Origin of the sequence: Pseudomonas sp. RIT409, from assembly GCF_003052515.2 — a bacterium.
Taxonomy (GTDB): Bacteria; Pseudomonadota; Gammaproteobacteria; order Pseudomonadales; family Pseudomonadaceae; genus Aquipseudomonas.
The window spans coordinates 148,175-171,222 of record NZ_QARE02000011.1; the positions used below are offsets into that span (position 1 = coordinate 148,175).

General features: G+C 59.4%; 24 protein-coding genes. 7 read left to right on the forward strand and 17 right to left on the reverse strand.

Translation table 11 applies throughout. The features are described from left to right. The first annotated feature begins 162 nt into the window (after window positions 1–162). On the forward strand, window positions 163–663 hold the full coding sequence (locus DBP26_RS15650; protein ID WP_158541425.1) for a GspH/FimT family pseudopilin: 501 nt from the start codon (window positions 163–165) through the stop codon (window positions 661–663). A gap of 6 nt (window positions 664–669) precedes the next feature. On the opposite strand, the gene ispH is transcribed toward DBP26_RS15650, so the two are convergent. The 6 genes from ispH to murJ all read right to left on the reverse strand — a co-directional run bounded on the left by ispH (window position 670) and on the right by murJ (window position 8,169). Next, a complete protein-coding gene (gene ispH / locus DBP26_RS15655; protein ID WP_108237868.1) occupies window positions 670–1,617 on the reverse strand; it encodes a 4-hydroxy-3-methylbut-2-enyl diphosphate reductase in 948 nt (315 codons plus the stop codon). A gap of 156 nt (window positions 1,618–1,773) precedes the next feature. Then, complete coding sequence (gene fkpB, locus DBP26_RS15660; RefSeq protein ID WP_108237867.1) at window positions 1,774–2,226, reverse strand: FKBP-type peptidyl-prolyl cis-trans isomerase; 453 nt, start codon at window positions 2,224–2,226, stop codon at window positions 1,774–1,776. Then, window positions 2,219–2,734 carry a signal peptidase II gene (lspA, locus tag DBP26_RS15665; RefSeq protein ID WP_108237866.1) on the reverse strand — a complete coding sequence of 172 codons (516 nt, stop codon included), beginning with the start codon at window positions 2,732–2,734 and terminating at the stop codon, window positions 2,219–2,221. Before lspA ends, fkpB begins: the two co-directional genes overlap by 8 nt. Continuing rightward, complete coding sequence (gene ileS / locus DBP26_RS15670; protein WP_108237865.1) at window positions 2,727–5,558, reverse strand: isoleucine--tRNA ligase; 2,832 nt, start codon at window positions 5,556–5,558, stop codon at window positions 2,727–2,729. The genes lspA and ileS overlap by 8 nt, the downstream gene beginning before the upstream one ends. Before the next feature lie 21 nt (window positions 5,559–5,579). Further along, on the reverse strand, window positions 5,580–6,506 hold the full coding sequence (gene ribF / locus DBP26_RS15675; protein ID WP_108237864.1) for a bifunctional riboflavin kinase/FAD synthetase: 927 nt from the start codon (window positions 6,504–6,506) through the stop codon (window positions 5,580–5,582). A 118-nt stretch (window positions 6,507–6,624) separates the two neighbouring features. Further along, on the reverse strand, window positions 6,625–8,169 hold the full coding sequence (gene murJ / locus DBP26_RS15680) for a murein biosynthesis integral membrane protein MurJ (protein ID WP_108237863.1): 1,545 nt from the start codon (window positions 8,167–8,169) through the stop codon (window positions 6,625–6,627). Between the two features lie 252 nt (window positions 8,170–8,421). On the opposite strand from murJ, the gene rpsT reads away from it, so the two are divergent. Further along, complete coding sequence (gene rpsT / locus DBP26_RS15690; RefSeq protein WP_108237862.1) at window positions 8,422–8,697, forward strand: 30S ribosomal protein S20; 276 nt, start codon at window positions 8,422–8,424, stop codon at window positions 8,695–8,697. 149 nt (window positions 8,698–8,846) lie between these two features. On the opposite strand, the gene DBP26_RS15695 is transcribed toward rpsT, so the two are convergent. The 5 genes from DBP26_RS15695 to rplU form a co-directional block, all read right to left on the reverse strand. Continuing rightward, on the reverse strand, window positions 8,847–9,317 hold the full coding sequence (locus tag DBP26_RS15695; protein WP_108237861.1) for a CreA family protein: 471 nt from the start codon (window positions 9,315–9,317) through the stop codon (window positions 8,847–8,849). 30 nt (window positions 9,318–9,347) lie between these two features. Beyond that, entirely contained in the window at window positions 9,348–10,466 is a 1,119-nt protein-coding gene (gene proB / locus DBP26_RS15700; RefSeq protein ID WP_108237860.1) for a glutamate 5-kinase, read from the reverse strand. Between the two features lie 85 nt (window positions 10,467–10,551). After that, on the reverse strand, window positions 10,552–11,775 hold the full coding sequence (gene cgtA, locus DBP26_RS15705) for an Obg family GTPase CgtA (RefSeq protein ID WP_108237859.1): 1,224 nt from the start codon (window positions 11,773–11,775) through the stop codon (window positions 10,552–10,554). 244 nt (window positions 11,776–12,019) lie between these two features. Further along, the gene (gene rpmA, locus DBP26_RS15710; protein ID WP_108237858.1) at window positions 12,020–12,292 is read right to left on the reverse strand and encodes a 50S ribosomal protein L27; all 273 of its coding nucleotides are present in this window, start codon (window positions 12,290–12,292) and stop codon (window positions 12,020–12,022) included. A gap of 36 nt (window positions 12,293–12,328) precedes the next feature. Further along, a complete protein-coding gene (rplU, locus tag DBP26_RS15715; RefSeq protein ID WP_108237857.1) occupies window positions 12,329–12,643 on the reverse strand; it encodes a 50S ribosomal protein L21 in 315 nt (104 codons plus the stop codon). Window positions 12,644–12,885: 242 nt separating this feature from the next. On the opposite strand from rplU, the gene DBP26_RS15720 reads away from it, so the two are divergent. Both DBP26_RS15720 and DBP26_RS15725 read left to right on the forward strand, forming a co-directional pair. Continuing rightward, a complete protein-coding gene (locus DBP26_RS15720; protein WP_108237856.1) occupies window positions 12,886–13,854 on the forward strand; it encodes a polyprenyl synthetase family protein in 969 nt (322 codons plus the stop codon). A gap of 208 nt (window positions 13,855–14,062) precedes the next feature. Continuing rightward, the gene (locus DBP26_RS15725) at window positions 14,063–14,305 is read left to right on the forward strand and encodes a hypothetical protein (protein WP_108237855.1); all 243 of its coding nucleotides are present in this window, start codon (window positions 14,063–14,065) and stop codon (window positions 14,303–14,305) included. Between the two features lie 82 nt (window positions 14,306–14,387). On the opposite strand, the gene DBP26_RS15730 is transcribed toward DBP26_RS15725, so the two are convergent. The 5 genes from DBP26_RS15730 to DBP26_RS15750 all read right to left on the reverse strand — a co-directional run bounded on the left by DBP26_RS15730 (window position 14,388) and on the right by DBP26_RS15750 (window position 19,174). Then, window positions 14,388–15,005 carry an FKBP-type peptidyl-prolyl cis-trans isomerase gene (locus DBP26_RS15730; RefSeq protein WP_108237854.1) on the reverse strand — a complete coding sequence of 206 codons (618 nt, stop codon included), beginning with the start codon at window positions 15,003–15,005 and terminating at the stop codon, window positions 14,388–14,390. 87 nt (window positions 15,006–15,092) lie between these two features. Continuing rightward, complete coding sequence (locus DBP26_RS15735; protein WP_108237853.1) at window positions 15,093–15,398, reverse strand: DUF6482 family protein; 306 nt, start codon at window positions 15,396–15,398, stop codon at window positions 15,093–15,095. Between the two features lie 162 nt (window positions 15,399–15,560). Beyond that, window positions 15,561–16,049, reverse strand: a complete 489-nt coding sequence (locus DBP26_RS15740) for a TIGR00645 family protein (RefSeq protein WP_108237852.1) — start codon at window positions 16,047–16,049, stop codon at window positions 15,561–15,563. A gap of 172 nt (window positions 16,050–16,221) precedes the next feature. Continuing rightward, window positions 16,222–16,554 (reverse strand): hypothetical protein, encoded by a 333-nt coding sequence (locus tag DBP26_RS15745; protein ID WP_108237975.1) that lies wholly within the window; start codon window positions 16,552–16,554, stop codon window positions 16,222–16,224. A gap of 187 nt (window positions 16,555–16,741) precedes the next feature. Then, on the reverse strand, window positions 16,742–19,174 hold the full coding sequence (locus DBP26_RS15750) for an AAA family ATPase (RefSeq protein ID WP_108237851.1): 2,433 nt from the start codon (window positions 19,172–19,174) through the stop codon (window positions 16,742–16,744). A 279-nt stretch (window positions 19,175–19,453) separates the two neighbouring features. On the opposite strand from DBP26_RS15750, the gene DBP26_RS15755 reads away from it, so the two are divergent. Next, window positions 19,454–19,942, forward strand: coding sequence for a DUF3015 domain-containing protein (locus DBP26_RS15755; protein WP_108237850.1), 489 nt, complete (start codon window positions 19,454–19,456; stop codon window positions 19,940–19,942). Window positions 19,943–20,016: 74 nt separating this feature from the next. Next, window positions 20,017–21,876 (forward strand): DUF4105 domain-containing protein, encoded by a 1,860-nt coding sequence (locus tag DBP26_RS15760; RefSeq protein WP_108237849.1) that lies wholly within the window; start codon window positions 20,017–20,019, stop codon window positions 21,874–21,876. 165 nt (window positions 21,877–22,041) lie between these two features. On the opposite strand, the gene DBP26_RS15765 is transcribed toward DBP26_RS15760, so the two are convergent. Then, entirely contained in the window at window positions 22,042–22,239 is a 198-nt protein-coding gene (locus DBP26_RS15765) for a cation transporter (RefSeq protein ID WP_108237848.1), read from the reverse strand. Window positions 22,240–22,394: 155 nt separating this feature from the next. Here DBP26_RS15765 and DBP26_RS15770 point away from each other — a divergent pair, with 155 nt between their 5' ends. Then, window positions 22,395–22,775, forward strand: a complete 381-nt coding sequence (locus DBP26_RS15770) for a hypothetical protein (protein ID WP_108237847.1) — start codon at window positions 22,395–22,397, stop codon at window positions 22,773–22,775. Window positions 22,776–23,048: the final 273 nt, after the last annotated feature.

Consider the following 23,048-nt stretch of genomic DNA (forward strand, 5'->3'; position numbering starts at 1 on the left):
TGCGATTACCGTGCAGACACCATTGAAGACGAGGGTGAGCGCTTCGTCGGGGGTGTTGTGTTACTGGAGCTTGCGGACATATCGGCTGACAATCGGCGCCCTTGTCAGCCGTGCCGTTGAAGGGTTTGCTGATGCACTGCGATGCAGGGAAAAGGGCAAATCATGCAGAAAGGGCTGACGCTGATCGAATTGCTGATGGGGTTGGTCGTGGTCGGTATCCTGGCAGTGCTCGCCACGCCCGCCTTTCACTCACTGATCGAATCCCAGCGGCGACACGACGCGGCTCAGCAACTGACCACCGGGTTGCGGATGGCGAGAGTCGAGGCGATCCAGCGTGGCTACCCTGTGATCGTGCAGGCGTCGGGTGGGCGCTGGAGTGACGGCTGGAGCGTGTTCGTTGACACCAATCGCAATCGATACAGGGATGAGAATGAAACGACACTGGCCGAGCGTAACGGGCATCGGCGCGTGAAGGTGATTGGCAACGGCAGGGTGTCCAGCCAGGTCGGCTTCGACAGCAGCGGAAGGCTGCTGAACAACGCGAACGGCACGCTGGCCGTCTGCCACAAGGACTCACCCGCCAGTCATTTTCAGATTGCGATCGCCGTGACCGGGAGGGTGACTCTGCGCAGCGAAGGATTCAGCATCGAACCCTGCGCCTGACCCGCGTTACTGAACCTGCTTGACCCGCAACTCTTTGGGCATCGAGAACGTGATGTTCTCCTCGCGACCGGCAAGTTCATCCGCCCCCGTCGCGCCCCACGCCTGCAATTGCTGAATCACACCCCGCACCAGGACTTCCGGGGCGGACGCACCCGCCGTGATGCCGATGCGCTCGACGCCATCGAACCAACTGCGCTGCATGTCTTCAGCACCATCGATCAGGTAGGCAGGGGTCGACATACGCTCGGCGAGCTCCCGCAGCCGGTTGGAGTTGGAGCTGTTGGGGCTGCCCACCACCAGCACCACATCGCACTCATCGGCGAGCTGCTTGACCGCGTCCTGGCGGTTCTGGGTGGCGTAACAGATATCATCCTTGCGCGGGCCGCCGATCGCTGGGAAACGCAGGCGCAGCGCATCGATCACCCGGCTGGTGTCATCCATCGACAGCGTCGTCTGTGTGACAAAAGCGAGCTTCTCCGGGTTTTGGACCTGAAGGTTGGCAACATCCTCTTCATCCTCGACCAGATAGATCGCACCGCCATTGCTGGCGTCGTACTGCCCCATGGTGCCTTCGACTTCAGGGTGCCCCTCATGACCGATAAGAATGCACTCGCGCCCATCGCGGCTGTAACGGGCCACTTCGATATGCACCTTGGTCACCAGCGGACACGTGGCGTCGAAGACTTTAAGGCCACGGCCAGCGGCTTCGCTGCGCACTGCCTGCGAGACGCCGTGAGCGCTGAAGATCACGATGACATCGTCGGGGACCTGATCCAGCTCCTCGACGAAGACGGCGCCGCGGCTGCGCAAATCCTCGACGACGAATTTGTTATGAACCACTTCATGGCGCACGTAGATGGGCGGGCCAAACACTTCCAGCGCGCGATTGACGATTTCGATCGCGCGGTCTACCCCAGCACAGAAACCGCGTGGGTTGGCGAGTTTGATTTGCATGATGTGCCTCGTATCTTGCGCGCAAGAAATAGCGAAAACGGTAAAGCCCGTCGTGGGCGCTGGCTCGCTCGCGATGGGGCTTGATCCTCGACAGCGTCGTCGATCGTAGCTCCCTCACCAGCAGCCGAGCGCCTACCTGTGACCCTGCTCGGTCATTTACAGCGGTTTGACCTCGAAAATCTCCACCTCGAAGGTCAATGTCTTGCCTGAAAGCGGGTGATTGAAATCGACCGTCACCTGCTCGTCGTCAAACGCTTTCACCACACCGGGCAGCTCAGTGTTGGCCGCATCGTTGAAGATCACCAGCAGCCCTTCGGCCAGTTCCATGCCCTGGAATTGTGAGCGGGGCATGATCTGCACGTTTTGCGGATTGGGCTGACCGAAGGCATTTTCCGGCGGCACTTCGATCTTGCGCTTATCACCTGCCTTCAGGCCGAAGATCATCGACTCGAAGCCAGGCAGCAGGTTGCCGTCGCCGACCTTGAAGGTGGCCGGCGCCTTGTCGAAGGTGCTGTCGACCGTGTCACCGTTTTCCAGGTGCAAGGCGAAATGCAGCGTGACTTCCGTGTTCTGACCGATGCGTGTTTCCTGAGTGGCGTGTTCAGTCATGAACGGGCTCTCCGGTTTTCTTGCTCTTGAACATGTCCAACGCAAGCATGATGGCACCAACGGTGATCGCACTGTCGGCAAAGTTGAAGGCCGGGAAATACCAGCGGGTATCCCAGTGCACCAACACGAAGTCGATCACGTGGCCGATGACGATACGGTCATACAGGTTACCCAGCGCTCCGCCCAACACCAGCGCCAATGCGATGGCGAGCCAAGTCTCGTTGCGACCCAGACGCTTAAGCCAGACCACCAGAACCGCACTGACCACCACGGCGATCAGGGCGAACAGCCAGCGCTGCCAGCCTGAACTGTCGGCCAGGAAACTGAAGGCGGCACCGGTGTTGTAGGCCAGCGTCCAGCTGAAATAGCTGGGAATCACCACGATCTGCTGATACAGGCTCAGCGAGTGCTCGAAGTAGTACTTGCTGGCCTGATCGATGATCAAGACCAGCACGCTCAACCACAGCCAGCTCAAACGGCCCATGCGGCCAGCCGACGCGTTAGGCATAGTGACGAACCTCGCCCGCACCGCTGATGTTGGCGACGCAACGCCCGCAGATTTCCGGGTGTTCGGCATTCGCGCCGACATCTTCGCGGAAATGCCAGCAACGACCGCACTTCGCATAGCCAGACTTGACCACTTTCAGTTTCAGCCCCGCCACTTCGGTGACGACTGCATCGGCAGGCGCGCTGGCGAATGGGGCGACATTGGCCTTGGAGGTGATCAGTACAAAACGCAGCTCGTCGCCCAGCTTGCTCAGGTCGCCGGTCAGTGCGTCTTCGGCATACAGCGTCACTTCGGCTTGCAGGTTGCCACCAATGGCCTTCTGGGTACGCTGGTTCTCCAGCTCCTTGTTGACGGCGGCCTTGACCGCCATGACCCGCTCCCAGTAGGCGCGATCCAGCTCGAAGCCTTCGGGCAGCTCACTCAGGCCGGCATACCAGGTATTGAGCATGACCGACTCGTTGCGCTCGCCCGGCATGTACTGCCACAGCTCGTCGGCGGTGAACGCCAGGATCGGTGCGATCCAGCGGACCAGCGCTTCGGAGATATGAAACAGAGCCGTCTGACACGAACGACGAGCCTTGCTGTTGGCACCCGTGGTGTACTGGCGGTCCTTGATGATGTCCAGATAGAACCCGCCCAGTTCCTGCACACAGAAGTTGTGCACTTTGGAGTAGACGTTCCAGAACCGGTATTCGCTGTAATGCTCTTCCAGCTCGCGCTGCAACAGCAGCGCGCGGTCGACGGCCCAGCGATCCAGCGCCAGCATGTCTTCGGCAGGCAACAAATCGGTGGCCGGGTTGAAACCACTGAGGTTGGAAAGCAGGAAGCGGGCGGTGTTGCGAATGCGGCGGTACGCATCGGCGCTGCGCTGCAGGATGGTTTCCGAAACGGCCATCTCACCCGAATAATCGGTCGCCGAAACCCACAGACGCAGGATATCCGCGCCCAGGGTGTCGTTGACTTTTTGCGGTGCGATGACATTGCCCAGCGATTTGGACATCTTGCGGCCGTTCTCGTCCACGGTGAAGCCATGGGTGAGCAGCTCGCGATAAGGGGCGTTGCCATCGATGGCGCATCCCGTCAGCAGCGAGGAGTGGAACCAGCCACGGTGCTGGTCCGAACCTTCCAGGTACAGGTCGGCACGAGGCCCGGCCTGATGGCCCATGGGGTGCGAACCGCGCAGCACATGCCAATGCGTGGTGCCCGAATCGAACCAGACGTCGAGGGTGTCGGTGATCTTGTCGTACTGCGAGGCTTCATCGCCCAGCAGCTCGGCAGCGTCCATCTTGAACCAGGCTTCGATACCTTCCTGCTCGACGCGTTGAGCGACGACTTCCATCAATTCGACGGTGCGTGGGTGCAGCTCGCCGCTTTCCTTGTTCAGGAAAAACGGGATCGGCACGCCCCAGTTGCGTTGCCGCGAAATACACCAGTCGGGGCGGTTGGCGATCATCGAATGCAGACGCGCCTGGCCCCAGGCCGGTACGAACTTGGTCTCTTCGATGGCTTTGACGGCGCGCTCACGCAGGGTGTCGCCCGATGCAGGCTGCTTGTCCATGCCGACGAACCACTGGGCGGTAGCGCGGTAGATCAGCGGGGTCTTGTGACGCCAGCAATGCATGTAGCTATGGGTGATGGTTTCGGTGTGCAGCAGCGCACCCACTTCCTGCAGCTTTTCGATGATCGCCGGGTTGGCTTTCCAGATGAACTGGCCGCCGAAGAACTCCAGCGACTGCGCGTAGACGCCGTTGCTCTGGACCGGGGTCAGGATGTCGTCGTTTTTCATGCCGTACTGTTTGCACGTCACGAAGTCGTCCTCGCCGTAGGCCGGTGCGGAGTGAACCACCCCGGTGCCTGCGCCCAGCTCGACGTACTCCGCCAGGTAGACGGGCGACAATCGGTCGTAGAAGGGATGGCGGAAGTCGATGCGTTCCAACGCTGCACCCTGCGCCGTGGCAATCACCGAACCCTCGAGGCTCCAGCGTTTAAGGCAGGCCTCGACCAGTTCTTCAGCCAATACCAGCAGGCGCGCGCCCGTGTCGACCAGCGCGTAGCTGATCTCAGGGTGAACGTTGAGTGCCTGGTTGGCCGGAATGGTCCATGGCGTGGTGGTCCAGATCACGATGGCAGCCGGTTTGCTCAGGCTCGGCACACCGAACGCCGCTGCCAGCTTGTCGGCATCGGCAATCGGGAACGCCACGTCGATGGTCGACGACTTCTTGTCCTGGTATTCGACCTCCGCCTCAGCCAGTGCCGAGCCACAATCAAAGCACCAGTTCACCGGTTTCAGGCCCTTGAACACGAAGCCGTTCTTGACCATTTCTGCCAGCGCACGGATTTCCCCGGCTTCGTTGGCGAAATCCATGGTGCGATACGGGTTGGCCCAGTCACCGAGAACACCCAGGCGAATGAACTCGGCCTTCTGGCCTTCGATCTGCTCGGCGGCGTAGGCGCGGCACAGCTCTCGGGTCTTGTCCGCAGGCAGATTCTTGCCATGGGTGACCTCGACCTTGTGCTCGATCGGCAGGCCATGGCAGTCCCAGCCCGGCACGTAAGGGGCGTCGAACCCGGCAAGGGTCTTCGAACGGACGATCATGTCCTTGAGAATCTTGTTGACCGCATGACCGATGTGAATATTGCCGTTGGCGTAGGGAGGGCCGTCGTGCAGGACGAACTTGGGACGGTCCTTGCCAATTTCACGCAGCTTCTGGTACAGGCCAATGCTGTCCCAGCGCTGCAGAGTTTGCGGCTCGCGCTGGGGCAGGCCGGCCTTCATCGGGAAGGCGGTGTCCGGAAGATTAAGCGTGGCTTTGTAGTCGGTCATTTCAGGCTCTGTAAATAGCGGTTAGCCATGCCAATGGGCACGGGCGGCAGCGACATCCGCATCGATCGCCGTCTTGAGTGCCTCGAGTGAGGCAAAACGCTGCTCATCACGCAGCTTTTGGTGGAAGACCACCGTCAGTCGCCGGCCGTAGATATCACCGGCAAAATCCAGAAGATGTATCTCGAGGTGAGGGCGTCCGTCCCCCGCCACCGTCGGGCGCACACCGATGTTCGCGACGCCCGGCCAGACCTTGCCGTCGATTTCGGCACTCACCAGGTACACACCACTGAGCGGTACGCGGCGACGCTTGAGCTGCACGTTGGCGGTGGGCGTGCCTAACTGGCGAGCCAGCTTCTGGCCATGCAACACCCGCCCAGTGATTTCGAACGGGCGGCCCAGCAGACGCTCGGCCAGCTTGAAATCGCCTGCGGCCAGCGCGTTGCGCACCTGCGTGCTGCTGACCCGCACGCCGTCGATTTCCACGGTCTGCGCCGCTTCGACGGTAAAGCCCTTCTCCGCGCCGACCCGTTGCAGGAAGTCGAAATCGCCGATCCTGTCACAGCCGAAACGGAAGTCGTCGCCGACTTCCAGATGCTTCACGCCCAGGCCATCGATCAATACCGTGTCGACGAACTCCGTCGCGCGCAGCTTGCTGAGCTGATAATTGAACGTGAGGCAGAGCACCCTGTCGATGCCCTCGGCGGCCAGCAGGTCGAGCTTGTCGCGCAGGCGGGCCAGCCGGGCCGGAGCAGTATCCGGTGCAAAGAACTCACGGGGCTGGGGCTCGAAAATCACGACACAACTGGGCAGGCCCAATTCGAGGGCGCGCTCGCGCAACCTTGCCAGGATAGCCTGGTGGCCGCGGTGAACACCGTCGAAATTGCCAATGGTGGCGACGCACCCTCTCTGGTGGGAGTGCAGGTTGTGAAGGCCTCGAACCAGCTGCATAACGCGCTTCTTGCTCATAAAGTGGCCGATTATAACCATACACTGACGCCAACGACAGGCGACACATTCAGGCAAACCTCAACAATCGGCTTTAACCGGCAAAAACCGACGACTGATCCTACATGATTGCTTTGCGAGCGAAGTGCCGTAGGCGGAAGCCCAGCAGTATCAGCATCCCGAAATAGGCGAGCACGCCAGCGGCGACCAGCCCACCCAGGCGCAGGAAGCGCGCCAGCATCTGCCCCTCCGACCACGCAGGCATGACCTGCATCAGGCCCAGCAACACCGCAGACATGACAGCCACGGCAAGCGACAGTTTGAGCAGAAACATCGGCCACCCGGCCTGCGGCTGGTAGAGCTTCTGTTTACGTAATTGCCAGTACAGCAACAGCGCGTTCAGGCATGCCCCTACGCTGATCGCCAAGGCCAACCCGGCATGGGCCAGATGCACGCCATAAACGAACACGACGTTGAAGGCTTGGGTCACGACCAGCGTAAACATCGCGATCTTCACAGGCGTGCGAATGTTTTGCTGGGCGTAGAAGCCCGGTGCCAGGACTTTCACCACAATGATCCCCAGCAGCCCGACGGCATAGCCGATCAGCGCGCGTTGCGTCATGAGGGCATCGTGATCGTCGAACCGGCCGTATTGAAACAGCGAAACCGTCAGCGGCTCGGCCAACAGCCCAAGCGCCAGGGTGCAAGGCAGTACCAGCACGAAACACAGACGCAGCCCCCAGTCGAGGATCCTCGAATACTCCTGACGATCCTTGCTGGCGTACGTCTTGGAGAGTATGGGCAGCAGGATGGTGCCCAATGCTACCCCGAGCACACCCGACGGGAGCTCCATCAGGCGGTCGGCGTAGTACATCCAGGAAACGGAGCCAGCGACAAGAAAGGAGGCGAAGATGGTGTTGATGATCAGGGAAATCTGACTGACCGACACCCCTAGCATGGCCGGCACCATTTGCTTCATGACACGCCAGACGCCAGTGTCCTTGAGGTTCAGCCGAGGGAGCACCAGCATGCCGATTTTCTTCAAGTGCGGCAGCTGATACAGCAACTGCAACAGCCCTCCCACCAGCACTGCCCACCCCAACGCCATCACAGGCGGATGAAAATACGGGGTCAGAAACAGTGCGAAGAAAATCATCGCCAGGTTCAACAACGTGGGCACGAAGGCAGGCACCGAAAAACGGTTCCAGGTATTGAGGATGGCGCCAGCCAGCGAGGAGAGCGAAATCAGCAATATATAAGGAAAGGTCACCCGCAGAAGATCCGAGGTGAGCTGGAACTTCTCGGGCGTATCGGCGAAGCCCGGCGCGGTGGCCCAGATGACCCACGGCGCGAAGACGATGCCCAGCACCGTGACCAATGCCAGTGCCAGGGTCAGTAGCCCCGTCACATACGCAACGAATGTGCGCGTCGCCTCCTCCCCTTGCTGGCTTTTGTATTCCGCCAGGATGGGTACGAAGGCCTGAGAGAAGGCTCCCTCGGCGAAGATGCGCCGCAGCAGGTTAGGCAGTTTGAACGCGATGAAAAAGGCGTCCGTTGCCATACCTGCGCCGAATGCGCGAGCGATGATGGTGTCGCGGATGAAGCCCAACACCCGCGAAAGCATGGTGATGGAGCTGACGGCGGCAAGCGATTTGAGGAGATTCATCTAAAGTGTGTGTGCCCGACCAAAGGAAGCGCCAATGCGCGTTCCATTTATGCGATACTCCGCGCCGCTGAAAACAGCGCTGAGCCAAAACCCGCGAGTTTACAGGTCGTACGCCGGAAAGAAATCACCCCGGCAGCCATTGGCGACCACTCAGCGGAGCGTATCATCCGCCCTTGACAAGCACCCAACTCATCGGCATGATTCGCGGCCTATTTTGTTCGCTATTTACCAAGTCTTTCGAGGAGCTCGACGGTGGCCAACTCACCTTCCGCCAAAAAACGTGCAAAACAGGCTGAGAAGCGTCGCAGCCACAACGCCAGCCTGCGTTCCATGGTTCGTACCTACATCAAGAACGTAGTCAAAGCCATCGACGCCAAAGACGCTGCCAAAGCACAAGCTGCTTACGTTCTGGCTGTGCCAGTTATCGACCGCATGGCCGATAAAGGCATCATCCACAAGAACAAGGCCGCTCGTCATAAGAGCCGCCTGAACGGTCACGTCAAGGCGCTGAACCAAGCTGCTGCCTAAGCGACCGCTTAAATAAAAAACCGACCTCAGGGTCGGTTTTTTATTGTCTGAACGTCAGCAGCGCATGCTAGAGACTCACTGGAAACGCCTGCGTGGGGAGGGAGGCGAGCCTTGAAGCAGCGCACCCCACGCCACGCACCCCTTCGCGCTCAAGGGGCCGGCGCAGGCGCCCAAGGCAAAATGGGAATCGCAGTGACCGCGTTTTGCGGGCTCCCCTCGATCAAGCGGTCGCTGTAGACCAGATACACGAGTGTATTGCGCTTCTTGTCCAGGAAACGCACCACTTGCATGGTCTTGAATACCAGCGACGTGCGCTCCTTGAACACTTCATCACCATCCTTCAACTCACCCTTGAAGTGAATGGGGCCGACCTGACGACACGCAATGGACGCTTCGGCACGATCTTCGGCCAACCCAAGGCCGCCTTTCAGCCCGCCAGTCTTGGCGCGCGACAGGTAGCACGTCACGCCATCGACCTTGGGATCATCGAACGCCTCAACCACGATCCGATCATTCGGGCCAACGAACTTGAACACGGTCGACACCTGACCGATTTCTTCTGCCGACGCCAGCAGTGGCAACATCAGCAATGCACCCAGCATCCCTCTCACAACTCGCATAGCGATTTCCCCTCACTTCAAAAAGCGCACTCACACCAGAATCAGGTTATCGCGATGAACCAGTTCTGGCTCGGCCATATACCCCAACTCCGTGACGATGGCGTCCGATGGCTGACCGATGATCTTCTGCGCTTCCAGGGCGCTGTAGTTGCTCAAACCGCGGGCGATTTCACGGCCATCAGCCGCGACACACACAACCATCTCGCCGCGACGGAAACTGCCCTGAACCACCTTGACCCCCACAGGCAGCAGGCTTTTGTTGCTTTCGGTCAGCGCTTTCACGGCGCCATCATCCAAAACCAGGGTTCCACGGGTCTGCAGATGCCCTGCCAGCCACTGTTTGCGCGCCGCCAGCATGCCGCGCTCCGGCGACAACAGCGTGCCCAACTGCTCGCCCGCCTTGAGACGCGCAAGGACGCGCTCGATGCGCCCACCCACAATGACGGTGTGGGCACCGGACCGTGCAGCCAGTCGCGCCGCGCGCAGCTTGGTCTGCATGCCACCACGCCCCAGCGCACCTCCCGTACCACCGGCGACAGCGTCCAACGCAGGATCGTCGGCGCGGGCCTCGTAAATCAACTGCGCTTGTGGATTATTGCGAGGATCGGCATCGAACATGCCATCCCGGTCGGTCAGAATGACCAGCAGATCGGCCTCGACCAGATTAGCCACGAGGGCAGCCAGCGTATCGTTGTCGCCGAAGCGGATCTCGTCGGTGACTACGGTGTCGTTTTCGTTAATGACCGGCACCACCCCGAGCTCCACCAGGGTACGCAGTGTGCTACGGGCATTCAGGTAACGCTTGCGGTCGGAAAGGTCGTCGTGGGTCAGGAGAATCTGCGCCGTTTTGCGACCATGGTCGGCAAAACTGGATTCCCAGGCCTGCACCAACCCCATCTGACCAATCGCCGCCGCGGCTTGAAGCTCATGCATGGCACTCGGTCGTGCAGCCCAGCCCAGGCGACTCATTCCAGCGGCCACCGCGCCGGAAGACACCAGAACCAGCTCGACGCCCGCCTCGTGCAGGGCCACCATCTGCTCGACCCAAACACCCATTGCGTTGCGATCAAGACCCTTGCCGTCCGCCGTCAGCAGCGCACTTCCGATCTTCACAACCCAACGCTGGGCACCTGTCACCTTGCTCCGCATGATCTTTCAACCTTAAGCCAGAGAGTACAAATCCAAGATACTAAAACGCCGCTGATTCAGCGGCGTTGTAGTTTACTTCAGTCGATCACTCACGGACGTAAATGATTTCCGGACCGTCTTCGTCGTCCTCGAAATCATCATCCCAATCATCATCACCCATGTCATGCACGCTCTTCACGCCACTGCGGCGCAAGGCACGTTTGTCGTCCAGCGCTTGCAACTGGGCCCGAGCCTCGTCCTCGATGCGCTGATCCAATTCGGCCAGCTCTTCGGCGTATGCAGGGTCATTGGCCAGGCGGTCGGCACGATCTTCCAGATAACGCATGATGTCGTGCCCCAGACGCTCGGTGCCCTGCTTGGCAATGGCCGAGATGACGTAGACCGGCCCCGTCCAGTTCAAACGCTCGACAATGGCTTGTTTGATTGCGTCATGCTCTTCCTCGAGCACCGTGTCGCACTTGTTCAGTACCAGCCAGCGATCGCGATCCGACAGCGCTGGGCTGAACTTGACCAACTCATTGACGATCACTTCAGCAGCATCGGCTGGATCACTGCCGTCCAGAGGCGCCATGTCGACCAGGTGCAGCAGCAAGCGAGTACGCGCCAAGTGCTTGAGGAAACGAATACCAAGGCCCGCGCCGTCCGACGCCCCTTCGATCAAACCTGGAATGTCGGCAATGACGAAGCTTTTCCAGCGATCGACACTGACCACACCCAGATTGGGCACCAGTGTGGTAAAGGGATAGTCGGCAACCTTGGGCTTGGCGGCCGAAACCGAACGAATGAAGGTACTTTTCCCGGCGTTCGGCAAGCCAAGCAGGCCAACATCGGCCAGTACTTTCATTTCCAGTTTCAGGTCACGCTGCTCCCCCGGCTTGCCAGGAGTGGTCTGGCGTGGCGCACGGTTGGTACTGGATTTGAAGCGGGTGTTGCCCAGCCCGTGCCAACCACCCTGCACCACCATCAGACGCTGGCCCGCCTTGGTCAGGTCGCCGATCACTTCCTGGGTGCTCGAATCGATCACCGTCGTGCCCACCGGCACGCGCAGCACCAGATCCTCACCCTTGCGCCCCGTGCAGTCGGTGCTGCCGCCATTCGAACCACGCTCGGCTTCGAAGTGGCGAGTGTAGCGGTAGTCGACCAGCGTGTTCAGGTTATCGTCGGCCACCATGTACACCGACCCACCATCGCCACCGTCGCCACCATTGGGGCCGCCGTTCTCGATGAACTTTTCGCGACGGAAACTCATGCAACCGTTGCCGCCGTCGCCGGCCTTCACTCGAATGGATACTTCATCAACAAATTTCATAACGCACGCCTCCCGTCACAAAGACGAGCAAACAACATAAATTCATAAGGCTCTTGCAAAGATGAGCGTTGCGATACCGATTGAAAACCAGCGATTGCACACCACAACGGCCCACACAAACAGCTTTGCAAGAGACTCACCAAACCAGAGCTTCTACAAACGAAAAAGCCCTGTCATCGACAGGGCCTTTCTGCTCAAGCAACGTGAAAGCTACGACGCGATCAAGTGGCTTGAAACTGCAAGATTATGCCGCGACTTCAGTCTTTGGCACGATGCTTACATAACGACGACCGAAGGCGCCTTTGACTTCGAACTTGATCACGCCTTCGACTTTAGCGAACAGGGTGTGATCCTTGCCCATGCCAACGCCGTAGCCAGCGTGGAACTGAGTGCCGCGTTGACGCACGATGATGTTGCCCGGAACGATGACCTGGCCGCCGTACATCTTCACGCCAAGTCGTTTGGCTTCTGAGTCGCGACCGTTACGGGTACTACCACCAGCTTTTTTGTGTGCCATGAGTTCAATACTCCTATAAGGGTATCAGGCTGAAAATCAGGCCTGGATACCGGTGATTTTGATCTCGGTGAACCACTGGCGGTGGCCCATACGCTTCATGTGGTGCTTACGGCGACGGAACTTGATGATGCGGACCTTATCGTGACGGCCTTGCGACACGACTTCAGCCGAAACGGTAGCACCGGCAACGACTGGAGCGCCGATATTGACGTCGTCACCGTTGCCAACCAGCAGAACGCGGTCGAAGGTAACGGTTTCGCCAGTAGCGACTTCCAGTTTTTCAATTTTCAGGTATTCACCTGGGGCGACTTTGTACTGCTTGCCACCAGTAACGATTACTGCATACGACATGGTATATCTCCGAAAATCCTGCTCACCCAGCTCTTTATAGGAAGAGTATCGGCTGGCATGGCTGCATGCGGCTGGAAAGGCTCATCATGCAATTGCGTAAGGCAGGTGCTGCCCAGGAAAGTTAGGGTGCGCGATTGTACGCAAGGCGCGGCACCCTTGCAAGCGGCCTTACGTCACGCCTTGACAGGGTGGGGCCTGCCACCTAGCATGCCGCGCAACCCTGTACGGAGCACGCCTCGCTGATGCAACCTCAAGCCTTCTATCGCGCTGTGGCAGACGACTTTACCGCCGTCGACCACATTATCAAGAAGCAGCTGACGTCGCGCGTGCCGCTGGTCTCCAAAATCGGCGACTACATCACCTCCGCTGGCGGCAAGCGCCTGCGCCCGCTGCTGGTGCTGCTGTGCGGCAAGGCCTTGGGCAGCGGCGGGGACAATCTGCGGCTGCTGGCCGCCACCATTGAATTCCTGCACACCGCCACGCTCCTGCATGACGACGTCGTCGACATGTCGGGCATGCGCCGGGGGCGTTCCACCGCCAATGCCATGTGGGGCAATGCGCCAAGCGTGCTGGTGGGTGATTTCCTCTACTCCCGGTCGTTCGAGATGATGGTCGAACTGGGCTCGATGCCGGTGATGAAGATCCTGTCCCAGGCCACACGGGTCATTGCCGAAGGGGAAGTCCTGCAACTGTCCAAGGTTCGCGACGCCAGCACCACCGAAGAGACCTACATGGAAGTGATTCGCGGCAAGACGGCCATGCTGTTCGAAGCCTCGACCCACAGCGCCGCCGCACTCGCTGAAGCCAGCCCCGACCAGCGTGAAGCCTTGCGCACGTTCGGCGATCACCTGGGCGTGGCGTTCCAGTTGGTGGACGACTTGCTCGACTACCGCGGCGATGCCGAAACCATGGGTAAGAACATCGGTGACGATCTGGCGGAAGGCAAACCGACCTTGCCACTGATCTACACCATGCGCGAAGGCACTCCCGAGCAAGCGGCGCTGGTCCGTAAAGCCATTCAGAAAGGTGGCCTGGAAGACCTCGACGCCATCCGCGAAGCCGTGGAACAGTCCGGGGCGCTGGACTACACCGCCAAGTTGGCCCGCGACTACGTGGCTCGCGCCATCGCCTGCCTGGACGTCTTGCCAGCCAGCGAATACCGTGATGCGCTGGTCGAGCTGAGCGAGTTCGCTGTCGCGCGCACGCACTGACACGCGCTCGTTCTGCTGAAGCCCGTCCTTGCGACGGGCTTTTTTGTAGCCGCGGGATTTACACGATCGACACGCCGCACGGCACTATCACGACGAGAAGCCCTGATACAGATCAACCCGGCAACAGAATGCGAATTAATCTCAAATAGATCCTTGCTATTTCAAAGATAAGAATTATTCTCATTGGAGTCTTTCAAGGAGAACGAACATGACTTATCTGATTGATGCCTGGCTGGACCGGCCGCATCCTTACTTGCGTATCCTGCACCGCGAAACCGGCGAGGTGTGCGCCGTGCTGGAGGCAGAGGCACTGGATGAACTGCGGGATCAGGGTGATCTGGACGTGCATAGCCTCAGTTCGTGCGAGCCGGGAGTGCAGAAGGAAATGGTGCGCAGCCTGTTTCTCTTCTGCTATGCCCGCGCGTTACGGCCAGCGTGTGAACTTCACTGATGGCAGAAAAAAAGCCGGGCATCGCCGATGGGGCCCCCAAGGCCCACACGGCGATGCCCAGCTTAGGCTTGAGACGTGAAGCTTAGAGCACGTCAAGCAGTTCGACGTCGAATACCAGTACGCTGTGCGGCGGAATGCTGCCAACGCCTTGAGCGCCATACGCCAGTTCGCTCGGCACATGCAGACGCCATTTGCTACCCGCTTTCATCAGTTGCAGGGCTTCCGTCCAGCCGGCGATCACGCCGCCCACCGGAAATTCCGCCGGTTGACCACGATCGTAGGAACTGTCGAACACAGTGCCGTCGATCAGCGTGCCGTGGTAGTGAGTCCGCACGTTGCTTTCGCGGGTAGGCTGGGCGCCTTCACCTTGGGTAATCACTTCGAATTGCAGACCGGAGGCCAAGGTCGTCACGCCTTCACGCTTGGCGTTTTCTGCCAGGTAGGCTTTGCCCTCGCCCGCCGCGGCTTCGGCTTTGGCAGCGGCTTCGGCCTGCATGATTTCGCGGATGACTTTGAAGCTGGCGGCCATGTCTTCCTGGTTGACACGGCTTGGCTGGCCACCGAAGGCGTCCGTAAGGCCGGCCAGGATGGCGTCCAGGCTGACACCCGGCGGCGGGTTGTCGCGCAACTGGTCGCCCAACTGGCGGCCAATGCCGTAGCTGACGCGGGTCTCGTCGGTGGACAGATTGACTTCGGACATGATGCTGCTCCGCTTGAAGAACGCCCGCGGGCGCCCTGAACTAAAAGGCCGAGCAGCCTAGCACAAGCCACCATGCGCGGTCATGACCTACCACGCCGAGCGGATTGACAGCGGCACGCGCACCGTCTGCTCTTCGCTGTCGCGGATGCCGCACATTTCGTCGTGAACCACCGCATGCACCAAATTGAAAGGCAATGGTGTGATGGCACGCAGTAGTTCCCGGGCATGTTCGACAGAGCGCAGGTGCAGGGTTTTGCCTTGAGCATCGATGAGCGGGTGGGCTGCGCCATGCATGCGCGCTTCAAGCAGGTAAATGCCGCCTTCGATCGAGATGAGATTGAGTTCGTCGATACGACCGGCGCTGGCGTGGTCGGTCAGTTCCTGAAGATTCATGAGAACGTCCTCGCTGATCCAGGATGAAGATGAACGAATCACAAGTCTCGCTCAGTCTTGCCAGAGTACAAGGCCGAGAGGTGGCCGCTGGTCCGTTTGACGCATTCAGAAGCATCCCTTGCAGCACCGGCCGGCAGCTGCAAGGCATGCGACGACCAGGGTTCAATGCTTGGTCAGTTTGTCCAGGTAGCCCATCGCAAACGCCGACACAACGAAGGTCATGTGAATGATCACGTACCACATCAGGTACTGGGTTTCGATGTTCTTGGCGTCCATGAATACGCGCAGCAGGTGGATGGACGAAATGGCGACGATAGAGGCAGCGACTTTCATCTTCAGGGAAGAGGAGTCCATCTTGCCGAGCCAGTTGAGCTTTTCCTTGGTTTCGTCGATGTCCAACTGCGAAACGAAGTTCTCGTAGCCGGAAATCATCACCATCACCAGCAAGCCGCCCACCAGCGCCATGTCGATCAACGACAGCAGCACCAGGATCAGGTCAGACTCGGCCAGCGAAAACACATTGGGCAGAACGTGGACGATTTCCTGAAAGAACTTCAGCGCCAGCGCCAGCAGCCCCAGAGACAGACCAAAATAGATCGGCGCCAGCAACCAGCGCGATGCGTACATGGCATTTTCGATAAAACGTTCCATTGAAGCTCACAGTTAATTGAAAGCTCGCGAGTATAGGGCGAAGGCTGCAGAGCACAACCCATCGCGACAAGAGTTGAAACAATTAACCGGGAAATGCAGGCGGACACTGCACGGACACCGCGTGGTAGCCCCACACAACCGGCCCACGCAGCGCCCGCCAATGCACGTCAGGTCAGTGACCAGGGGAAGGCCGATGGCCAGTTGAAGCGCCACCGTTGATCCTTCGCAGCTCACCTTGCAGATGAAGGCTCCAGATCGGAATCTCTTCTGCCGTTTGATAACCGTGCAGCGCAAGGCTTTCGGCTATCGCGTCCAGGACCGATTCTGCCGCGACCGGCCCATGAAACGGCCCTTGAGCTTTCAGTGCAGAAGGTTGTTCGCCCGACATCCCGGCGGCGAAGAGTAAGGTCCACAAGCCGTTATCACCCGAGAGGGGGCGAATCACGCATTCGATACGGGTCACCAGACCCAGGCATTGACGAGTAAGACAGAGGCTGCGCGGCATGGCGAGCTCCTCCATTGATTGCAGTATTCATTTCCTTGAAACAGCGAAGGAAACGCGTCAGTCCTTTTGACAACTGCTGTAGCCCGACAATATCGAACAAACACCCCCGAGGAAAAGAGTGAAAACAAAAAAGGGCGCCGAGTGGTCATTTAGCCATCAAACGCCCGGTTTTGTTGACGTCAAACCCTCAACTCTTCAGTTCAGGCTGTAATTGTGGCGCCTCTTTTTCGATCTCCTTGAGGTCATCCTCACTGAGCATTTCGGCGATATCGCGCAACCGGTCCACCACGCGCCCGTTGACAGAGTTCTCCGGGAATTCTCCGTTTTCGTCCGCTTCGCCGACAGGTTCGCCCACCAGCAGACTCAAGGCCTCGTCGACCTGACGCACCGCGTAGACGTGAAACTGCCCCGCGCGTACGGCCTGCAGCACACGCTCATCGAGCATCAATGTCGCCACGTTGGCCTGCGGAATGATCGCCCCCTGATCGCCTGTCAGGCCGCGGGCTTCGCAAAGTCGGAAGAAACCTTCGATCTTCTCGTTCACCCCGCCCACTGCTTGCACTTCACCGAACTGGTTGATAGAGCCCGTGATCGCGAAGCACTGTTTGAGCGGGGTTTTCGACAAGGCGGAAATCAGCGTGCAGACCTCCCCCAGCGACGCGCTGTCGCCGTCCACGTATCCATAGGATTGCTCCAGCGCAATGCTGGCGGAGATGGCCAGCGGGAATTCCTGCGCATAGCGACTGCCCAGATACCCGGTCAGGATCATCACCCCCTTGGAGTGAATCGGCTGGCCGAGATTGACCTCACGCTCGATGTCGACGATGCCGCTGCCTCCGGGATAGACCGTAGCGGAAATCCGCGCCGGCACACCGAACGCCGAGTCGCCCACCTCCAACACCGTCAACCCGTTACATTTGCCAACGGCCGCGCCTGCGGTGTCGATCAGGATGATTCCAGCGAGCATGTCGTCGAGAATGCGCGCCGAAACACGGCCTGTACGCGTGGCCTTGGCCTTCAGCGCACGCTCGATGTGCCCGGCATCGGTCCGCTCATCGTTGGCCAGGCTGCGAATGAAGTCGGCTTCACTGACCAGTTGAAACAGGTCGCCGATGCGCGCCGACAAACGCCCCTGGTGCTCGGCGAGGCGCGCGCTGTAGGTGGCCAGACGCGCCACCGCATCGGCGGTGAGCGGCGCCATCCCCTCCTCCGAGGTGCGGGTTTTGAGCAACTGGGCAAATTGCTCCAGGCTCTCGTCCACCATCGGAATGTCTTCATCGAAATCCACCAGCACCCGGAACATCTCCTGGAAGTCCGGATCGAGGTCTTGCAGCGTGTAGTACAAGGACCGCGCGCCGATGATGATGACTTTGACCTGCAAAGGGATGGTCTGCGGTGTCAGCGTGACCGTGGCAATCCGCCCCAGCTCGCCCAGCGGCGATTCCATTTTCAACTTGCGTGATTGCAGCGAACGCTTGAGTGCGTCCCACACGAAGGGCTCGCTGAGCATTTTCTCGGCTTCAAGAATCAGAAAGCCGCCGTTGGCGCGATGGAAAGCCCCTGGCCGCAACTGGCGGTAGGTGGTGTACAGCGCGCCCTGATCAGTGCTGTATTCGATGCGCCCGAACAGGTTGTCGTAGGTCGGGTGCGGCTCGAAAACCACGGGCGCGCCACCGCTGGCCGAATGCCCCACGACCAGGCTGGGGCAGTATTGCTCTTCCAGCAACTTGCGCGCCTGAGCATCGCTCTTGCTGTCATCGACCAGTTGCTCGACCACGGTCTTCAGCAGGTTGACCTGCATCGCTTGCAGGTACGCGCACACGGCAGCATTTTCGGCGTACTGCTCCGAAAGCGGTGCCAACAAGGGCTGCAATGCCAGAATGATGGTTTCTTCGTTCAACTGGCGAAGCTGATTGCTGGATTCGCGTTTCCACTGCGGCAGGCTGGCCAGCTCTTCGTTCAGCCGCTCTTCCAGCGCTGAAATATCGCTATGGAACCGTTCACGTTCGGCATCCGGCAACTGCGAAAACTCGGCCTCGTCCAGGGCTTTACCATCGAGCATCGGGGTGAAGGCGATATTGCTGCTGTCGCGGTACAGCGCAATGTCCTTCTCCAGCGCCAGGCGCTCGATGACATCCAGTGCACGGTCATAGCGCTGATTAAAGGCGCGGTCGATGGCGCTCTTCTTCTGCTGGTAGGACGGATGCTCGAAGACCGCGGGAAAGGTCGACAGAAGATTGTCGATCAGTCCGTTGATGTCTGCCATGAACGCACTGGCACTGCCCGGCGGCAACTCCACCGCACGCGGTTCGCGCGGCTCGTCGAAGTTATTGACGTAAACCCAGTCGGAGGGGGTCTGCAGGCGCTTGCCTTCCGCTTTGAGGTAGCGCTTGACGAAAGAGAAGCGACCCGTGCCGGGCTCGCCCATGACGAAAACATTGTAACCGGGGCGCGGCATGGCGACCCCGAACTGTAAGGCCTCGACTGCTCGTTCCTGGCCGAGCACGCCGCGAAAGGGTTCCAGATCGTTGGTTGTCGTGAAGCTGAACTGTTCAGCGGAAAAGGGACGGGTCAGCGCCTCGGGCGCTAGTCGCAGGCTGGCAGCTACAGAATCGGGCATCGGACATCCTTACATCAGGCGGGGCAGATGGGGGCATTCTGGCGCTCGGTGCACCAGACTGGCAAGGCAAGAACTGAGGGATTCGTTTTTCGCACAGGGAAGCGACCTACATGCTCCAAATACTGGGATTACATGAATAAACTGTATTTACCCACGGAACATTCAGAACGTGCCTAAACTCCAACCTGCGCGGTCGGTAACAATTCGATAAACCGGCCCTCCCTGGCGCCATTCTGGCCAGGCTTCTGACCCTTGGTTGAAACAACAGAGACTAAAGCTATGAAACGGATTCTTCTTGGTACTCTCCTCGCCGCTGCATCCCTGAACGCTATGGCCCAAGCGCCAGGCGGTCCAGATTGTGGCTGGGGTAACATGCTGTTCGAAGGCCAACGCGGCACTCCGGCTCACTTCCTTGCGTCTACCACCAACGGCACCTCCGGTAACGCCACGTTCGGCATGACCTCGGGCACCAACGGCTGCTCCACCAATAGCGCGCTGACCTATGGCGGCAAATCCTGGTTCGCCATGAACGGCATGATGGATGAGCTCTCCAAAGACATGGCCATGGGCCAAGGTGAAGCGCTGACCACCTACGCGGTGGTACTGGGCGTCAAACCGGAAGACCGTGCGCACTTCGCTGCTGTCACCCACGAGCACTACTCGCAGATCTTCAACAAGGCAGATGCCACCGCTGAAGACGTCCACAGCAACACCCTGGACGTGCTGAAAAACGATCCAACGCTGGCCAAATACGCGACACAAGCTTAAAACGCTACACCACCTGCCCTCTTCGGAGGGCAGGCCCCTAATGCCTCTGTCCATTTCTGACTAGTTGCCACTCTATGCTCAAACGCCTTGCCTGGCTGGCGCTGTGTGTCTGCGCCCCGCTGTATGCCGCGCCTCACGTTGACAACGATCGTTTGCAGCAATTGGCCGACTCCCGTTTCTGGATCTCCATCGGCCACTACGAATCTGCCAAGCTGGGCGGTTGGCGAAGTTACGTCGATGATCCGAAATTCTTCCTCGCCACCAACGGCGCCCATGACCCGAAAGCCGAACTGGCCGCCACGCTTGAGGCGATCTATCGCCCCGTGGTGCAAGGCAAGGAAGATCTTCATCCGCAATGCGTTTACCCTTCGCGCACACGCTTTCTGCGCGACGAACTCAAGTTGACGGACCTGCCAGCCGTCGATTGCAAAGAATTCAACAAGTGGTTTTCCGATGTCGCGCCGGACAGCACGGTACTGATCTTCCCTGCTGCCTATCTCAACAGCCCCTCGTCGATGTTCGGCCACACCCTGCTGCGCATCGATCAGAAAGGCGTGCAGGAAAACCAGACAGCGTTGCTCAGTTACGCCATTAACTTTGGCGCCTATATCGAAGGTTCGGACAACAGCATTCTCTACGCCTGGAAAGGCTTGATGGGGGGCTACCCGGGCCTGTTCGCGCTGGTGCCCTATCAGGAAAAGCTTTCTGAGTACCGTAGCCTGGAGAACCGCGACCTGTGGGAGTACCGCCTCAACCTGACGTCGGAAGAAACCCGGCGCATGGTCGAGCATGTGTGGGAGCTCAAACAGATTCGCTTCGGTTATTTCTTCTTCGACGAGAATTGTTCGTACCGTCTGCTGGAGCTGCTGCAAGTGGCTCGCCCGAGCTTGAACCTGACGCCGCAGTTTCGTCTGACAGCCATCCCGACGGACACAGTGCGCGCCGTGAAAGACGCAGGGCTGGTGGAGAAAATCGACTACCGCCCCTCCAAGGAGCGCGAACTGCTGAGCCGAGCCGAGCCGTTGAACCATGATGAAAAACAGTGGGTGCTCAAGGTCAGTGCAGATCAACAGCAAATGCAGAATCCGCAGTACCTGGCCTTGGCGAAAGATCGTCGCGCATTGATTCAGGATGCCGCGTATCGGCTCGAGCGGTATCGCGCCAACGGCCAGGAGCGGGACCCCGAGCGCGCCCAGCGCAGCTATGAATTGCTGCGCGCGATCAGCACCAACCCGCCACCTGCGCTGCAGATCGAGCGCCCCGGTTTGCCGGAAGATGGCCATGAGTCGCGCACCTGGCAGTTGGGTGTCGGCACGCGTGATGACAAGGCATTTGCCGAATACGGCCTGCGCATGGCGTATCACGATTTGAACGACAACGCTTATGGCTTCCCGCTCGGTGCGCAGATTGAAATCCTGCAACTGAAACTGCGCCAGTATGAGAACAACACATGGCAGGTGCAGCGGCTGGATCTAGCGACCATCCGTTCGCTCACGCCACGCAACGAGCTGCTCCAGCCGTGGTCCTGGCAAGTGACGGGCGGGTTGGAGCGAGTACTGGGCAAGCATGGCGACGAGAATCTGGTCAGCCATGTCAACGGCGGCGCGGGGGGCACCTGGAAATTGGGGGACGACGCACTGGGCTTCGCATTGGGCACGGTGCGGGTCGAGCACAACAATGATTTCGATGCGTTCGTGTCACCGGCCGCAGGCTTTGACACTGGGGTACTGTGGCGCAATCCGCTGGGGAATCTGAGCGTTGAAGGTAAAGGGGACTACTTCACCAATGGCGAGGTCCGACGCACGATCAGCCTGAATCAGCAGTGGGAGTTGTCGCGCAATCTAGGGCTGCGGCTGAGTGCGCAACGTCAGTTCAGTGAGCTGACGTCGCCCGTGAATGAGGTGATGCTGGAGTTGAAGTGGTATCACTACTGATCGAGCGTACTAGGAACACTCGACTTGCCTTTGACGTTGATCGTGCCCACGCTCTGCGTGGATATGCCGCCCGTGACGCTCCGCGTCACAACGGCAGTGGACGCGGAGCGTCCTGAGCGGTGTTACCACGCCCTGCATGGGAACGATCAGAAACGCGTTGATCGTTCACGCGATTTTCGCGGTGTAGCCCTCTTCCACGATCAGACTGATGATCTGCTCGGCGGGCAATTGGCTCTGCACTGCCACTTCCCCTTTGGCCAGATCAACCTGCACATCCGCCGCCGGGTCTTCGCCCTTGATGGCGTGGGTCACTGCACGAACGCAGTGGCCACAGGTCATGCCTTGAACATTGAACACTTGCATGTCGGTGACTCCTCGGTTGAGTAAAAAACAGTGAATGACAGCATCTTTGACCTTCCCACCATGGCAAGGTCAAGTTTCTCCTGAACCTGCCGGGCTGGCATTCAGCGCCACCCTGAGCCAAAGTGTTTCATCAACGACCATCAGGAGATTCGGCCATGCGCTGGTCAGCCCCTCGTCTTTTCGGTTTTCTCGGCCTGCTGGCTTGCGCCTCCTGGGCTCAGGCCGATGAGGATTACGGCGTACTCATCATTTCTCGCGAGCGGCTGGAAGTCGGCACACCCTGCGAAATTGGAATTTACATGCAGGATCAATTGGTGGGCCGCTTATTTCAGGAAGAAACACGCTCTTTCAACCTGCCTGCGGGCGATGTTTCCGTGCGCTTGCGGGTACTGCCCACCCAGACACCGGGCTGCTCACCAGGCATCGAAGCACAGAACAATACCCGGCTGCACATCAATGCCCATGACGTTCTCAAGTACCGCATCGCTTCCGGGCCCAATGGCATGTACCTGAAAAAAGCCGAGCTGAATTATTGATCAACCGCCTTTCGTGCTCCCGCCGCCAGTGAGTCGGGAGCCATTTCCTGCAACACATTTCCTGCTTTGTAGCCCCTTTCTTACAGCGCTCTCTCTTTCTTGTGCAGGGCATTTCCGAGACACTCTCAGCCGCTTGTGCGTCGTGATCTCGGTGTCTAATCTGCGGCCGTCGCTGAACTTCAGCGATCGGGTTTAGCAGCCTGAACACTCACGAAATCTCTGCATCTTCACCCTATGGTGACTTTGCGTGGGGCGCTTTCGAGCGCGCCGGGT

What these genes read in the sequence shown, in the direction of transcription:
- DBP26_RS15650 (WP_158541425.1), top strand. Translation starts at nt 163, where the DNA reads ATGCAGAAAGGGCTGACGCTGATCGAATTGCTGATGGGGTTGGTCGTG.
- ispH (WP_108237868.1), bottom strand. Translation starts at nt 1,617, where the DNA reads ATGCAAATCAAACTCGCCAACCCACGCGGTTTCTGTGCTGGGGTAGAC.
- fkpB (WP_108237867.1), bottom strand. Translation starts at nt 2,226, where the DNA reads ATGACTGAACACGCCACTCAGGAAACACGCATCGGTCAGAACACGGAA.
- lspA (WP_108237866.1), bottom strand. Translation starts at nt 2,734, where the DNA reads ATGCCTAACGCGTCGGCTGGCCGCATGGGCCGTTTGAGCTGGCTGTGG.
- ileS (WP_108237865.1), bottom strand. Translation starts at nt 5,558, where the DNA reads ATGACCGACTACAAAGCCACGCTTAATCTTCCGGACACCGCCTTCCCG.
- ribF (WP_108237864.1), bottom strand. Translation starts at nt 6,506, where the DNA reads ATGCAGCTGGTTCGAGGCCTTCACAACCTGCACTCCCACCAGAGAGGG.
- murJ (WP_108237863.1), bottom strand. Translation starts at nt 8,169, where the DNA reads ATGAATCTCCTCAAATCGCTTGCCGCCGTCAGCTCCATCACCATGCTT.
- DBP26_RS15695 (WP_108237861.1), bottom strand. Translation starts at nt 9,317, where the DNA reads ATGCGAGTTGTGAGAGGGATGCTGGGTGCATTGCTGATGTTGCCACTG.
- proB (WP_108237860.1), bottom strand. Translation starts at nt 10,466, where the DNA reads ATGCGGAGCAAGGTGACAGGTGCCCAGCGTTGGGTTGTGAAGATCGGA.
- cgtA (WP_108237859.1), bottom strand. Translation starts at nt 11,775, where the DNA reads ATGAAATTTGTTGATGAAGTATCCATTCGAGTGAAGGCCGGCGACGGC.
- rpmA (WP_108237858.1), bottom strand. Translation starts at nt 12,292, where the DNA reads ATGGCACACAAAAAAGCTGGTGGTAGTACCCGTAACGGTCGCGACTCA.
- rplU (WP_108237857.1), bottom strand. Translation starts at nt 12,643, where the DNA reads ATGTCGTATGCAGTAATCGTTACTGGTGGCAAGCAGTACAAAGTCGCC.
- DBP26_RS15720 (WP_108237856.1), top strand. Translation starts at nt 12,886, where the DNA reads ATGCAACCTCAAGCCTTCTATCGCGCTGTGGCAGACGACTTTACCGCC.
- DBP26_RS15725 (WP_108237855.1), top strand. Translation starts at nt 14,063, where the DNA reads ATGACTTATCTGATTGATGCCTGGCTGGACCGGCCGCATCCTTACTTG.
- DBP26_RS15730 (WP_108237854.1), bottom strand. Translation starts at nt 15,005, where the DNA reads ATGTCCGAAGTCAATCTGTCCACCGACGAGACCCGCGTCAGCTACGGC.
- DBP26_RS15735 (WP_108237853.1), bottom strand. Translation starts at nt 15,398, where the DNA reads ATGAATCTTCAGGAACTGACCGACCACGCCAGCGCCGGTCGTATCGAC.
- DBP26_RS15740 (WP_108237852.1), bottom strand. Translation starts at nt 16,049, where the DNA reads ATGGAACGTTTTATCGAAAATGCCATGTACGCATCGCGCTGGTTGCTG.
- DBP26_RS15745 (WP_108237975.1), bottom strand. Translation starts at nt 16,554, where the DNA reads ATGCCGCGCAGCCTCTGTCTTACTCGTCAATGCCTGGGTCTGGTGACC.
- DBP26_RS15750 (WP_108237851.1), bottom strand. Translation starts at nt 19,174, where the DNA reads ATGCCCGATTCTGTAGCTGCCAGCCTGCGACTAGCGCCCGAGGCGCTG.
- DBP26_RS15755 (WP_108237850.1), top strand. Translation starts at nt 19,454, where the DNA reads ATGAAACGGATTCTTCTTGGTACTCTCCTCGCCGCTGCATCCCTGAAC.
- DBP26_RS15760 (WP_108237849.1), top strand. Translation starts at nt 20,017, where the DNA reads ATGCTCAAACGCCTTGCCTGGCTGGCGCTGTGTGTCTGCGCCCCGCTG.
- DBP26_RS15765 (WP_108237848.1), bottom strand. Translation starts at nt 22,239, where the DNA reads ATGCAAGTGTTCAATGTTCAAGGCATGACCTGTGGCCACTGCGTTCGT.
- DBP26_RS15770 (WP_108237847.1), top strand. Translation starts at nt 22,395, where the DNA reads ATGCGCTGGTCAGCCCCTCGTCTTTTCGGTTTTCTCGGCCTGCTGGCT.